This is a genomic window from Arthrobacter sp. S41, from assembly GCF_004320535.1.
GTDB lineage: Bacteria > Actinomycetota > Actinomycetes > Actinomycetales > Micrococcaceae > Glutamicibacter.
This window is the reverse complement of the sequence record NZ_SIHY01000002.1, coordinates 457,036-470,850: the sequence shown is the minus strand read 5'-3', so window position 1 is coordinate 470,850 and position 13,815 is coordinate 457,036. Positions and strand designations below refer to the sequence as shown.

9 protein-coding genes and 2 pseudogenes are annotated in these 13,815 nt (G+C 58.3%); 6 read left to right on the top strand and 5 right to left on the bottom strand.

Annotated features, from left to right (window positions below; genetic code table 11):
• Positions 1–52 precede the first annotated feature (52 nt).
• Entirely contained in the window at positions 53–247 is a 195-nt protein-coding gene (locus EYR88_RS16280) for a hypothetical protein (RefSeq protein ID WP_235026482.1), read from the top strand.
• A 107-nt stretch (positions 248–354) separates the two neighbouring features.
• Here EYR88_RS16280 and EYR88_RS13460 read toward each other — a convergent pair whose 3' ends face one another.
• Genes EYR88_RS13460 through EYR88_RS13450 form a run of 3 tightly spaced genes read right to left on the bottom strand, consistent with a single transcriptional unit; the run spans position 355 to position 4,588 of the window.
• Positions 355–3,264, bottom strand: coding sequence for an ABC transporter permease (locus EYR88_RS13460; protein WP_131090264.1), 2,910 nt, complete (start codon positions 3,262–3,264; stop codon positions 355–357).
• A 2-nt stretch (positions 3,265–3,266) separates the two neighbouring features.
• On the bottom strand, positions 3,267–3,992 hold the full coding sequence (locus EYR88_RS13455; protein ID WP_131090263.1) for an ABC transporter ATP-binding protein: 726 nt from the start codon (positions 3,990–3,992) through the stop codon (positions 3,267–3,269).
• Positions 3,989–4,588 carry a PadR family transcriptional regulator gene (locus tag EYR88_RS13450; protein ID WP_131090262.1) on the bottom strand — a complete coding sequence of 200 codons (600 nt, stop codon included), beginning with the start codon at positions 4,586–4,588 and terminating at the stop codon, positions 3,989–3,991. Before EYR88_RS13450 ends, EYR88_RS13455 begins: the two co-directional genes overlap by 4 nt.
• A gap of 224 nt (positions 4,589–4,812) precedes the next feature.
• On the opposite strand from EYR88_RS13450, the pseudogene EYR88_RS13445 reads away from it, so the two are divergent.
• A pseudogene (locus tag EYR88_RS13445) lies at positions 4,813–5,130 on the top strand (hypothetical protein); the annotation flags it as partial.
• Between the two features lie 982 nt (positions 5,131–6,112).
• Positions 6,113–7,474: an MFS transporter gene (locus EYR88_RS13440; RefSeq protein WP_131090261.1), complete on the top strand. Its 1,362-nt coding sequence runs from the start codon at positions 6,113–6,115 to the stop codon at positions 7,472–7,474.
• 82 nt (positions 7,475–7,556) lie between these two features.
• On the opposite strand, the gene EYR88_RS13435 is transcribed toward EYR88_RS13440, so the two are convergent.
• Positions 7,557–8,354 (bottom strand): substrate-binding domain-containing protein, encoded by a 798-nt coding sequence (locus tag EYR88_RS13435; RefSeq protein WP_242632603.1) that lies wholly within the window; start codon positions 8,352–8,354, stop codon positions 7,557–7,559.
• Between the two features lie 54 nt (positions 8,355–8,408).
• Positions 8,409–8,567, bottom strand: a pseudogene (locus EYR88_RS16400) (LacI family DNA-binding transcriptional regulator); the annotation flags it as partial.
• 197 nt (positions 8,568–8,764) lie between these two features.
• Between EYR88_RS16400 and EYR88_RS13430 the strand changes: the two are divergent.
• The 3 genes from EYR88_RS13430 to EYR88_RS13420 all read left to right on the top strand — a co-directional run bounded on the left by EYR88_RS13430 (position 8,765) and on the right by EYR88_RS13420 (position 13,790).
• The gene (locus EYR88_RS13430; protein WP_131090381.1) at positions 8,765–11,248 is read left to right on the top strand and encodes a glycoside hydrolase family 78 protein; all 2,484 of its coding nucleotides are present in this window, start codon (positions 8,765–8,767) and stop codon (positions 11,246–11,248) included.
• Positions 11,249–11,310: 62 nt separating this feature from the next.
• On the top strand, positions 11,311–13,584 hold the full coding sequence (locus EYR88_RS13425; protein WP_131090259.1) for a glycoside hydrolase family 3 N-terminal domain-containing protein: 2,274 nt from the start codon (positions 11,311–11,313) through the stop codon (positions 13,582–13,584).
• Positions 13,581–13,790: a hypothetical protein gene (locus tag EYR88_RS13420; protein ID WP_131090258.1), complete on the top strand. Its 210-nt coding sequence runs from the start codon at positions 13,581–13,583 to the stop codon at positions 13,788–13,790. Before EYR88_RS13425 ends, EYR88_RS13420 begins: the two co-directional genes overlap by 4 nt.
• Positions 13,791–13,815 lie beyond the last annotated feature (25 nt).

The window sequence follows — 13,815 nt, the reverse complement described above, 5'->3', positions numbered from 1 at the left end:
TTGCCAGTAGTGGGGTACAGATTGTTCTTGAGTGGGAAAGTAGCAGTAAAAAGTGCGCAGTGAAATCCCGGTCTGGTCCGCGATGCTTTCAACCGTGGTTGCTTCGATGCACTGTTGGGCAAAGAGTTCCGTTGCCGCGCGAGCTACTTCAAGTTCGGTAGCAAAGGTTGTGGACCTGCTGGTCAGCGAAGAAGGTCTCTTCATCACCGGTAGCGAAGTCTGCATCGCCGGCGAAAACCACTTCTAAGGATCCAATTGAGCAGACCCCTGCTCTAAACACTTATGGCCCGAGGTTCAAGACTTCTTGAAGCTCGGGCCATGCGCAATTCATCGGGTGGGTTAGTAGCGATCCGTCTAGGCCAGCGTCCTGTGCCGCAAAACGTGTAGCCTTCCCTTGGTCAGCAACCATGCCATTGCAGAACCTATACAGGGGACAACTAGCAGCATGATCATCAACTGCGTCCACGGAATGACTAGTGCCATGTCCCGGAAGAGCAGCTGCAGTGTTCCTGTAGCAACAATGCCAGCCACAATTCCAAACAGCGTGCCGATTACGGAGGTCAAAAACAGCTGCGCCGCTGACAGCGACTTGCGTAGCCGTGGATCTGCGCCGATGCTGGCCAAGACCGAATGGTCTTCGCGTCCATCGGCCAACGCCAACCCGGCGGTAATACCCGTAGCACTGAATGTGACCAAGGCGGAAACGCCAACCAGCAGCCACAAAGCAGAGGTCACGTTGGAATTCGGTCCGGTTTCCAGTTTTTCTGGTCCGTAGTTTTCTCCTGCTACCTCACTCAGTGCGGTCAGTAGCGTGTCGTTGACTGCATCACTGGGAACTTCGTTCAGAGATAGCAACACCAGTCGCTCATCGTAAGGCATCCCAATTCTTGAAGCAGTCTCCGGCGAAATAACCGCGTAGTAGGGGATGGGTTTGGTCGGTTCTTCAACGGTGGCCAACAACGGGAAACTGTGTTGGGGACTGAACGAGGTCCGTAGTGAAGACATTTGCTCGGCGGTATCTACCGATTCTTGGGGCTCGGCATTAGCGTCGTAGGAAATCAACGTTGTTGTCTCATCCGCGTTCAGATACACCGGATTGCTAACTACCGCCCCGCCCGAGGTCAAAGTTTGCAACGCTTCTGGGCTGGCTTTTCGTCCGAGCAAGGTTTCTAGGGTTTCTTCACCTCCGACAACGATGGTGGGAAGGCTACTGGAACCAGAATCATTGGCCATGGATCCCCGACACCGCCAATCTTGCAGATCAATAGGTTTCCCATCGGTAGCTACGAAACATTGATGGCCAACGGGTTCCTTGAGTGCCCACGTCGAACAATCTGGAGAATGCATGATTCCATCGATTTCAACGGAGTTTGGATCTAGTCCGGCGCATTCGTTCTGGTCGAAAGCACCTTGGATGGTTGCGGCGCTAGTGCCTTCTCCCAAAACCTTGAGCGCAGCACTCGACAATTCCTCGGCATTGATCTTTCTAGTAGCGAGCGCGTCGGAAGATGCCGTTCCCATAGCGCCGATGGAGCTAGGTGAATACTCAAAAACCGTCAGCGGCAACGCCATTTGGTTGAGGTTGTAACTCCACTGGTAATTATCGTTCTCAGTATGCGAAGAACTCGACCAGTAGATCAATATGGCACTAGATAGTGTTGCAGCTGCAAGTACCGCGGCTACGGCGGGGACGGTTCTTCCGGTGTTCCTAGCAGAATCGCGGGTCGCCAAACGTAGTGGAAGCGGAAGCCAAGCCGATTTTGCAGCCACTAGCCTGAGCAACGGGGCTGTCAGCAAGATGAGTGAGCTGATCAATCCGATACTACTCATAATGACCAAGGCCAGGGCAAGGTAGCTGCGTAGTTCAAAATCGTGAATGATCTCAAACAGGGACAGCGAAGCGGATAACGCCAGCAACAAGAGTGATAGAGCCAGCCAGAATATACCCCGCCGCAGACTCTTGCGACTGTGATTGCTGGTTGTTCGGCCCGACTTGAGCGCAACATTCAAAGCTTGGTTTGCCACCATACGGGCGGGACCGTAGGCGGAGAGAACACCGGCGATAAGTGCCAGCAGGACGACTCCAAGCATCAGTGGCCAGGGAATGTGCAGCCAAAGCAGGTTTTCTCCGTTGTGGAGTTTCCAAAGTACCCAGGCAATGCCCACGCCCGTGCCGGCCAGCGCACCAGCGATGCCTCCGATCAGGCCCAGCCATAGGCCACTGGCGCTCACCACGGATTTGAGGGTACCCGCTTCGGCACCTGTTGCCGCAAGCAGGGCAAGATCTTGCTGCTGCTTACGAGTGCCTACCGCGAATGCTGCACCGGCCAGCAGCCCCACTTCCAACATCGCCAGAGAGGCGATCGAAGCGCCCGTCATGATGAGGTCGAGGCCATTGCCGCTCGGCGCATCCGCGAAGTCCTTCGCTGATGCTCCAACTTGTTCGGCAGGTGGGGGATTGCGCAGCAGTTCGGCGGAGGTCAGAATTGCTCCGCGTTGGTTCAGTTCGGTGGCCAGCGCCCAAGTGGCAGGTTTCTGCCCGAGAAGGTAATACTTGGTTTCATTGGGGCCGAGCACAAAGTTCTCTGGTAGGTCGTTCGCCGCGGCAAAGAACGTAGGAAACGAATCGTTGGAATTGCTATCGCGCACCATACCGACCATGGTGAATTCACCGGCATTGGTCGAGAATCGATCGCCTAACTGCAGGTCGAATCGTTGCATGAAGCCGGGGGTTCCGAAAGCTTCCATGTTGCTGGTGGCTTTGCGCCCTTCAAGCAGCTTGTATTTCCCATCGAAAGCGGGATTAAGGACGTCTCCGATGACCGCGCCGAAACTTAATGTAGCGTGCTCGCGTTCGGTCGTCAGGCTGATGCTACTCAGGGGCAGCACGTCGTAGTCAGGTAGTACCAGATCTTTGAAATCATCTAGAGTTCCGTTGCGTTGTCCAGATTCTGCGTCAGCATCGCTGATAACGCTACTCAAATCACCCTTGGGACTCTGGGAGATACCGGCGAGGTCCGAGTATTGGAGGCTGACGCGACCGGCGGTCTGGCCAAATTCGTTGGTTATGGTTTCTTCGGTGCTGGGCATCTTGCTGAATCCGGCGACAAGTGCAGCCGAAATCATCATGATGGGCACAGCGATGAGCGCCGCAATAAGTGTTGAACGGCCACGATGTCTTTTGATATCTCGCCAAGAGATTCGAAGCGCGAGTTTTAGTTGCTGTTTTTTGGCACGATGTTGTGGTTCAAGGTTCAGTGACATGATTAGTTGGCAGGAAGCTCCAGTAGATCTGTAGGATCATAGGATTGTGCTGCCTGGTCTACGATTCTTCCGTCCTTGAGAAAAAGTACCCGGTCAGCCCAACCGGCATGTCGGGCTTCATGGGTCACCAAGACAACCGCGCAACCGGCGTCTGCTCGATGACGCAGTACTTCCATGATTCCGTCGCCGGAGGCCGTATCTAGCGCACCGGTTGGTTCATCGGCCAGAATCAGGCGGCGCTGGCCAACTATGGCACGGGCGATGGCTACCCTTTGACGTTGGCCCCCTGAGATTTGGTCCATGAATCGGTCCGCCAGTTTGTCGATGCCCACGGAACGCAGTGCGTCCATGGCTTGGCGACGGGCTTTGCGGGACGGCACGCCATCTAGCTCTCTGGGCAAAGCGACATTTTCTACCGCCGTCAAAGACGGCACAAGATTGAAATCTTGAAAGACGTAGCCGATAGCTCGGCGACGAAGGCGTGCCAGCTCATTGATGTTCAGCGCACCCAATGGCGTGTTTTCAACGTAGATATCACCGCTGGTGGCTTTCTCTAAACCTCCTGCCAGGGTCAGCAATGATGATTTGCCGGAACCTGAAGGGCCCATCACTGCAACAAACTCGCCAGCAGACACGTCTAAGTTGATATCTCGTAGAGCACCCACGGAGTTCGCTCCGTTGCCGTATGTCATGCAGACTTTGCGTAGCTGTAGGACCTGATCGCTCATCGCGTCGGCTCCTTCGTCGCATTGGTCGGTTCTGCAGCGTGGGAGGCAGGACTCTTTGAGGTGCGGAAGCGATGTTTGCGCAGCCAGCCTTCGCAGTGATCAAGCCAGCGGATTTCGGCCTCTGCGCCAAAGACCAGTGAATCCAGCACGAGAATCCAGGCAACATCTTGCGAGTCATTGGAGTCCGACTTCGCTGCTTCACGGCGCTGCCGGGTATAAGTCTGCAAGTTGCGCATCGAAGCAGTGCGTTGCGCCTGCAAGAGCATTTCTACGTCCACATTGTCTAGGGTCATTGCCAGGGACAACTTGATGGCCAGTTCGTTGCGGGGTGGATTAGTTGCAACAACGGGCGCGGCAAACCACTGGGAAACTTCGGTCTTGCCCGACGCGGTGATTCGGTAGACCACGTGACCTTCTCCGTCATCGCCGTCCTTGACGGCTAAGCCATCGCGCTCCAGCCGGTCAAGGGTCGTGTAGACCTGTCCAATATTCAGTGGCCAGGTGGAACCGGTGCGCTCTTCAAACTCGCTGCGTAGTTGGTATCCATACATCGGCTGGTCGTGTAGTAGGGCAAGAAGAGAATGTCGGATAGACAAGGGACCTCCGAAGAGTGCGAGGGGACATGTAATGTTTACATACTGAGTATACGTTAAACATAGATACTGAGTATGCAAATGAGCAGTACCGCCACTTCGCTCGCTAAAAACTGGAGAAATATTGTTGAACAACATCTTGCCAAGGTTGTTCAATAATCTGTAATGTCTTGTGCGTTACATTGATTCTGTGACAGCTGTCACCACTATCGCATTGGCATGTCACCATGGCACTTCCTGAGTCAAAGACTGAAATGAGCCCCAAAGCTCGGCGCACCGCCCTGCTGGGCGCTATGTTCTTGATGGCCACCAGCGCTATCGGCCCTGGATTCATTACCCAGACCACCGAATTTACGGTGAAAATCGGCGCGGCCTTCGCCTTCGCTATTGTTGTGTCGGTCCTCGTCGGCATCGCGGTACAGGTAAACGTCTGGCGTGTTATTGGCGTCTCGGGCATGCGCGCTCAAGAACTTGGCAATAAGGTTCTGACTGGTGTGGGCTGGTTCTTGGCAGTCCTTGTCTTCATCGGAGGCATGGTCTTCAACTGATTTCCAACCGTGTTCTTTGGCGAGCTGATACGCCGTCGTCAGTGAGGCGCCAATGGCTTGGGCAGCGTCTTTGACGAGTTGAGTTCGGTCGAGGACTTCGTTGAAGCGTTGCTTCTCGTCTTCAGTGAGTCTTGCTCTTCGGGTTCGTGGTGGGGTGGACGGTGTTGGGTTTGGGGTTAAATGAGGCACGGTCGTTGCAACTGCTGATTGTTCAGGGTGTTGCAACGACCGTTAGAGCCCGCCACCTTACTCCTGAGGGAAGGCCAGCAATTTTCTTGATCGTAAAGTGATAGGTCCTCTTTTTGCGGTCACCGAAGTTTACTGAACCGGTGGTCTTCGTGGAAACTGTTTTTGTCGGGAGGAGGGCGCCTCGACAATCCGCCAAGTCTACGGTAACGCTTCCGACGCTTTTCTGCATTCCCCAAGTTTCTGAGGAAGTTTTGAAAGTTGTTTTGGTTGCTACGGAATCAGTATTTCGGTCATTCCAGCTACGAGACGAAAATCCGGTGAGTGCATTGGTGATGGATGGACTTCATGACCCCTCGGCCAATGACGGTGCCGCGGGGATGATAACCAGCCCAGCAATTAGTGCGGTTACTAGTGAGAGTTTTCCTCTAAATTTCATGATATACCCGCATTTTCTTGTTGCAGCCACCACCGCACGTCAAGAAACTCTAAGCGATGTGCAGTAGAAGCTTAAATCAGGGACGTATTAAACAAGTTATCGTAACAATCTGATCTGAGCTGATTTGATTTCATCAAGCAGGTCGTTATTTCTTGTCAAAACGGATGCCGAAGACGCTTTCAATGATGCCCTGGTGGTACCGTCACGGTTTGTTTTGCTTTCAGGACTTGCGCGCGCAAGTGATAACGGTTACAGTCGATTCAACTTGCGCGTGCAAGTTGACGCACACGCCGTAGATAATGTCCTGCAATCCGCACTGTGCTTACGCGGCATCTCTTTGACAATGGAGTCCCTATGACCACGCCCTTCAATCCAGGCTCTCAGTCCGAGGAGCCATCGACTGTGCTCTCCGCGCCCCTTCCTGCGCCGTCCGGCGCGCACCAAGAAGGTACTCGTACGGTCACGGGCCTCATCCGTCCCTCTCAAGCGTCACGTTCCTACATTTGGCTGCTCGTCCTCGCCCAGTTCGGGATTTTCGTAGCGTTCATTACGCCGATCGCCATCTCTCTCGCGGTGCGAGTGAGTGCACTGGCACCCGGTTTCGAAGAGCGGTATCTGGGTTACATCACCGGGGCCGCTTCCATTGTCGTAATGGTCATTACTCCGATCGTCGGAATCCTCAGCGACCGCACGCGCTCGCGCCTAGGTCGTCGACGCCCTTGGATCCTCGGTGGAATGCTGGTTGGGGTGGGGTCACTGTTCGTTATGGGCCTGGCCCCGAACGTACTCCTTCTGGGCGCGGGTTGGATCCTGGCACAGATTGGGTGGGGGCAGGCGTTGGCCATCCTCACCACCTCGATGGCAGACTCCCTTCCTGAGCATCAGCGCGGCAGGGTCGCAGGCCTCGTCGGCTTCGCGACGCAGGTCGCACCCGTCGCCGGTGTGATCATCGCCGGAAGTCTCGTTGCCGATTCGCTCCTGCTGTTCTTGGTCCCCGGCATGGTGGGCGTATTGTTCCTTACGCTCTTCCTGTTCTTCTCCCGCGAGCAGGACAGTCGCCAGATGATCATCTCCGGGGTTCTCACCATCAGAACGACGTTCCGTAAGTACTTGTTCAACCCCGCGAAGTACCCCGACTTTTCACTCGTATGGACAGGTCGATTCTGCTTCTATTTCGGTCTAACCCTGAACACGGCCTTCACCGCCTTCTTCTTCGCAGCCCGCCTGAAGATCAGCGTCGAAGAAATTGCCGGCGTGCTCGCGACTCTGAGCTTGGTTGGCATCGCCGCGACCACGATCGGTGCGATCGGTGGCGGCTTCCTCTCCGATAAACTCCGTCGCCGTCGGCTCTTCGTTCTCGTGGCATCCGTAATCTTCGCCGTGGGAGTCGTGACTGAAGCCGTTGCGACGGACATCACCATGCTCTTCGTCGGATCGCTCATCGCGTCAATAGGCATCGGAGCGTTCTCTGCTGTAGATCAAGCGCTGCTCTTGGATGTCCTTCCTGAGCGTGACACCGATGCTGGCCGATTCATGGGAATCGCCGGATTCGCCACCGCCATCCCCCAGGCGATCGCACCGTTCATCGCTCCGCTCATCCTTGCCATCGGAGCGAGTTCGTCCGGGGGCAAAAACTACACCCTGCTCTACTTCATTGCCGGAGCGATCACCCTGGTCGGCGGAATTATTGTGATGAGGGTTCGGCAGGTTCGCTAATTAGATAACGCAGGCAGGGCCCGCAACGATCGTTAAACTCACCGACTTCGTTGCGGGCCCTGCCAGTTTGTCGTCCTGTCAGCTACTCCTGTGTGGACGGACTCACGGAGGTCGATTCTCGCGAGATCAACGTCACGGCGGAGGTCTGCTCCCAGTCTGGCGTCGGCGTCCCGTCCAGTGCATGAATGGCCAGAGCCGCGAGATAGTGCCCCAGTCCTGTCGAGTCGATCTGCACGCTGGAAATGCGAGGCTCGAACATTAATGCCGTCGGGGTATCGTCGTGGCCGACGACGGAGAGGGACCGGGGTACAGCGATTCCTGCACGTGCGGCGGCACCGATGATTGCCGCCGCGACATCATCATTGAAGGCCACCACGCCCGTGATGCCTGCGTCGACCCATGCCTGGACTGGCGGGTCGAGCTCGGATCCCACGCAGACCGGCTCGAGCGTTCTTGGAGCTTCGAGGCCGAGATTGACGGCCGCTGCTGTGGCCGCCGCTTCTCGCGCGTCCGCAAGTTCAACGAGTCGCGGGTCGCCGGGTCGGGCAAAGCCGAGTCGCCGGTGGCCGAGTTCATGAAGATGTTCCACCTGGAGTCGGGGACCCCCCTCGGAATAGCGGGTATTCGATGCCTCATCTGGGTCCGGGATGATGCGTTCGACGCCAGCTTCACGCATAGAGCGGATCAGGGGGGCCGGGAATCGGAGTAGGCCCATCACGACATCTGGCTGCAGCGTCTCCCATAACGGACGGGAGCGCGCCCCCTCGTGTGGCGTGAAAGTGATCAAAGTGTATCCATGCTCGTCGAGGGCTTGGGTCGCCTCATCGATGTTCTCTCGCAGGCTGTGTTCGATGGGCCAATCCGGAAGAACGAGCAGCACGAGATGGCTCCGTCCGCTAGCCAGCGCTCGCGCAGCGATGTGAGGCCGATACCCCAAGCGCCTCGCCTCTGCGAGCACCCGCGCCGTGGTCGCTGGGGAGATCGTCTGCCCGGGGGTCTCGTTAAGGACGAAGCCCACCGTCGCTCGGGATACCCCGAGAGATCTAGCGATATCCGCCGCGGTAACCCGTCGTCCTGATGACTGCGATGCCACTGTCACTCCTTCGTTTCACGGCGTTTTCCTCCCTAAGTCCATCACACTTCCCTCCTTTTTTGATGGATTGACTTGTGCGCGCTAGCTCACGTGTTATGGTTGAGCGTAACTAGCTCGCGCTAGTTGAAATTTCTGACAACGGAGTCTCGGTAGCCCGACTATCGAAGCTCTCATCTGTAAGGAGCGCCGTTCAGGTGATGACCGAGTCCAGTTCTGCCGTTTTCGTCAGCCCTCCCTTTGCGCAGGGAGCTGTTGGTGAGCCTGCGTCGTATCTTCGGAAGGAGTTCGTCGCGCTGATGGCACCCCGTCGCGCGACGCTCCGCTCGACTGCAGTGGGGCTCATCGAGCCGCACCTCAATGGTGCCGTCGTCGGTGATGAGGTGCTCGCTCCCGGGTGGACCTCCTATCATCACCGGCTCATCGTGAGCACTCACGATGTCACCGACCGGATTGTTGTCGGTGCGAATACTGTCGCGGCTGTGCTGGGTGAAGGATGGGCAGTTGGTCGTCTGGGATGGGAGGGGCGACGCCATCACTATTCCGATCGTCCTGCGGCGTGGTTCGAACTCGAACTCGAATATGACGACGGGAACCGGGAAGTGATCGTCAGTGACACATCGGTCACCGCCTCTCGCGGCGGGCTTGGTGCGAACAGCATCTACGACGGCGAGACCTACGACGCCCGAAGCGAGCCTGCTGGGTGGGACCGCTCAGGCTTCGATGACAGCGATTGGGTGCAGGCTGAAGAATTCGACTGGCCGCTTGAAGCTCTGGCTGACCCTATCGCGCCGCCGATTCGACGCATCGAGGAGCTGTCTCCTGTGGCAGTTCTCCGCACGCCCAGCGGAAAACTCGTCGTCGATTTTGGGCAGAACATCTCGGGCTGGGTCCGGCTAACCGTCGATGGAAATCGCGGAGACACGATCACACTGCGTCACGTCGAGGTAATGGTGGACGGGGAGATCGAGGACGAGACCTTGCGCACGGCCGCCGCGACAGACACCTACATCCTCCATGGTGACGCGCCGGAGACGTGGGAGCCGCGATTCACCTTCCACGGTTTCCGCTATGTCGAAATCGACGGGTGGCCAGGTGAGCTCTCGTCGGACGCGATCCGAGCGGTGGTCATCCACTCCGATATGACTCGCACGGGATGGCTGAAGACCTCCAACCCCCAACTGAACCAGCTGCACTCGAACGCAGTGTGGTCGATGCGCGACAACTTCGTGGGCGTGCCCACCGACTGCCCGCAGCGGGACGAGCGTCTGGGGTGGACAGGGGACATCAACGCGTTCGCTCCGACTGCCGCTTTTCTCTACGACGTACGTGGTGTGCTCGGGTCCTGGCTCAGAGATCTCGGAATCGAGCAGCAGGAGAAAGGATTCGTGCCATGGGTTGTACCTGATGTCCTTTCTACGCCCTCCTCTCCGACAGCCCTGTGGAGCGACGTCGCAGTGAGTCTTCCGTGGGCGCTCTATCGTGAGTACGGCGACCAGCAGATCCTCCAGGACGCGTACGACTCGATGAGCACCTTCATCCGTCAGGTTGCTGGACTTCTCGATGATGAGGGCTTGTGGAGTACCGGATTCCAGTATGGGGATTGGCTTGATCCGGACGCGCCGGACGATAATCCTTCGGGCGGGAAGACTGACCGTCACTTGGTCGCCGCAGCCTATCTGTGCCGTACCACGCGAGAGATGGCAGACACCGCGCGCATCCTCGGGCGCACAGAGGACGCGGCGGAGTTTGAAGCCCTCGCTGATCAGGTCCGTGCGGCGTTCTGCCACGAGTATGTGACTCCCAACGGCCGTCTGGCCTCAGAGACCGCCACAGCGTATGCGTTGGCGATCTCCTTCGGCATCCTCGATGAAGCGCAAAGGGAGCATGCCGGTGACCGGTTGGCGGCGCTTGTCGCACAGGCCGGGTACCGCATCTCCACCGGATTTGCCGGAACTCCGTTGGTGACCGATGCTCTCTCCTCGACCGGGCACCTAGCTGAGGCGTACCTCCTGCTGTTGGAGACGGAGGCACCATCCTTCCTCTACCCGGTGACCATGGGGGCTACGACCATCTGGGAGAGGTGGGACTCGATCCGTCCGGATGGCAGCATCAACCCGTCCGGGATGACGTCGCTGAATCACTACGCACTCGGCGCGGTTGCCGACTGGATGCATCGAACGATCGGCGGTCTCTCGGCGATCGAACCGGGGTATCGGCGGATGCGAATCGCCCCACAACCAGGTGGAAATCTCACCCACGCCGAACTGACGCACACCATCGCTGCGGGCGAGGTTCGCATTGCTTGGCGCATCGAGGACACGCAAGTCTGCGTCGAGGTGAGCATCCCCGCAAACACCACCGCTGAAGTCGTGCTGCCACTGCACACCGATTCGCAGGTCGTTGAGATCGAAGGGGGAGAACACTCGTGGAGTTACGAGATTAATCCGGTGATGCGCCCCGTTCTCAGCCTGGACTCCACGCTGCGTGAAGTGTCGGATGACCCGGCCGGATGGCGCCGCTTCACCGAGACCTTCGCGCGCCACTACCCGGGTGTGCCCTTGGACGGGCGCGCCCCCGAGGCGACAGGAATGTCGATCCGCACGATGCTTGAGTATGTTCCCGGTGCCTCCGAGAAACTCCGCGCCGAACTTGCCGCCGCTCTTGAAGGAGCCAACAAGTGAACACCTCGCACTGCACTGTTCACCGTCACACCGTCCCATCTCTCGACTCCGTGGAGGAACCGATGTCTGCCCTGCCTTACAAGAATCCTGATCTCTCGGTCGAAGAGCGTGTCGAGGACCTGCTTTCGCGCCTGAGCGTCGAAGAGAAAGCGGGGCAGCTGACACAGTACTTCTACACCGGCGACGGAGAACCGCTCCCGGAGGACTTTGATATCGAGTCGCTTCCGCCGGAGCACAGGATCCACGTCGAACTCCCGGCGCTCATCGAAGCGGCGATTCGCGAAGGTCGAGCCGGGTCTCTGCTCTTCCTGCGAGATCCCGCGCTGAGCAATCGCATGCAAAGGTACGCAGTGGAGGAGTCGCGCCTGGGTATACCCCTGTTATTCGGCTTCGACGTCGTCCACGGCTGGCGGACGATCTTCCCTGTGCCGATCGCTCTGGCCGCGACGTGGTCGGAGTCGAGTGTGGAAGCAGTGCAGGCAGCTGCGGCGCGCGAAGCGCGTGCCGCCGGGGTGCACTGGACGTTCGCGCCGATGATCGACATCGCCAGGGATCCACGGTGGGGCCGCATCATCGAGGGCGCAGGGGAGGACCCCGTGTTGGGAGCGGCGATGGCCGCGGCACAGGTGCGCGGTTTCCAGGGGGATCTTGGCGCTGACAGCATCTTGGCCGGGCCCAAGCACTTCGTCGGTTACGGTGCCGCTCGCGGCGGGCGTGACTACGACGACGCCGAGGTGTCGGAGAATGAACTCTGGAACGTTCACATCCCACCGTTCCGGGCGGCCATCGAGGCCGGGGCTGCGAATGTGATGAGCGCCTACATGGACCTCAACGGTGTTCCGGCCTCGGCGAACAGGACGCTGCTCACCAGTATTCTTCGCGACCAGCTCGGCTTCGAAGGATTCGTCGTGTCGGATGCTAACGCGGTCCGCTCGCTCGCCGTTCAGCACTTCGCTAAGGACCAGACCGACGCCGCGATTCGGGCGCTCGGTGCCGGACTGGACATGGAGATGTGCATGTTTGAACCGGCCTTCGATAATATCCCGCAGGCGGTGGCCGATGGCAGGATCAGTGAGAGCGCGCTCGATGAAGCAGTGCGCAGAGTGCTCAGAGCGAAGATTCGACTGGGCCTGTTCGAGAGTCCCTACGCTGAGGAGGAACACACCGCCTCCGTGCTCGCTGCACCTGAACACAGGGAGCTGGCCAAAACGGTGGCGGAGGAGTCTATCGTGCTCCTCAAAAACGATGACTTGGCACTTCCCCTCGACTCGAGCGCTTTGGGACGCATAGCGGTGATTGGCCAACTCGCCGACAGTCAACGCGAAGTGCTCGGGCCTTGGGTTTTCGATCAGGACACGAACGAGACCGTCACGATCGTCGACGCACTGCGCGCCGCACTCGGGGACGCGAGAGTCGGCTACGAGGCAGGAGCAGGAATACCGGAAAGGATCCATCCGTCGATGTTCGACGTGCTTGACACCACTGTCGAACGCACGCCGCCAGACTACGACGACGATGCCGCCATCGACCGCGCGATCGCGCTCGCGGAGGCCGCAGATGTGGCGATCGTTGTGGTCGGACAGCGACAGAACCAGATCGGGGAGAAATCATCCACTAGTACTCTGGATCTGCCCGGTCGCCAACTGGAGCAGTTGCAGCGTATCCATGCCACCGGCACCAAGGTCGTGGTGGTGGTCGTCTCCGGCCGGCCATTGGATCTTCGTTGGGCTGATGAGAATGTCCCAGCGATCGTGCAAGCGTGGTACCCGGGAACACGTGCCGGTGAAGCGATCGCGTCGGTGCTCACAGGCGCGACCAGCCCCGCGGGTCGTCTGCCGTTTACCTGGCCTAGGCATGTAGGTCAGGTGCCGTTGATCTACGCGCACAACCGCACTTTCATTCCGGAAGAGCAGAATGCACGGTACTTCGAAGAGTCCAATGCACCGCTGTATCCGTTCGGGCACGGCCTGTCCTTCTCCTCTTTCAAATACAGCAGTCTTCGTATCGAACGACCGGTGATCGCCAGGGGCGAGTCGACCACGGTGAGTGTCGATATCACTAACATCGGGGATCGTGACGCCGACGAAGTCGCACAGTTGTATATTCACCAGCGGTACGGAACGTCCTCTCGTCCTGTTCGGGAGCTGAAAGGCTTCGCCCGGCTCTGCCTCGCTGCCGGGGAATCGCGTCGGATCGAGTTCATTCTTGGGCCGGACCAACTTCAGTATTGGAGCGCGGTCACGTCGTCGCACATCCAGGACGTCACGACGTTTGATATAGGCATCGGCGGCGACTCCACCGCGCCGTTCACAGCGTCTGTCGAAGTGACGTCGTGACTACTCAAACCGCCATCCTCGGCAAAACAATCATGGCGACAGGAACCGTCTGTCACTGTCGAGCCGGTCAATCATCGGCAACTGCAGAACCTAGCCCAGAACGCTCACGAACCGCTTCCGGCGACACCGCTGGAAGCGGAGACTTCACTGGGCCGGTTCTTGGCCAATCACGAGTTGAAATGGCTGCGGAACGCGATGTCCTGTGACCGGAAAACCAGCAACGAAAGGCAG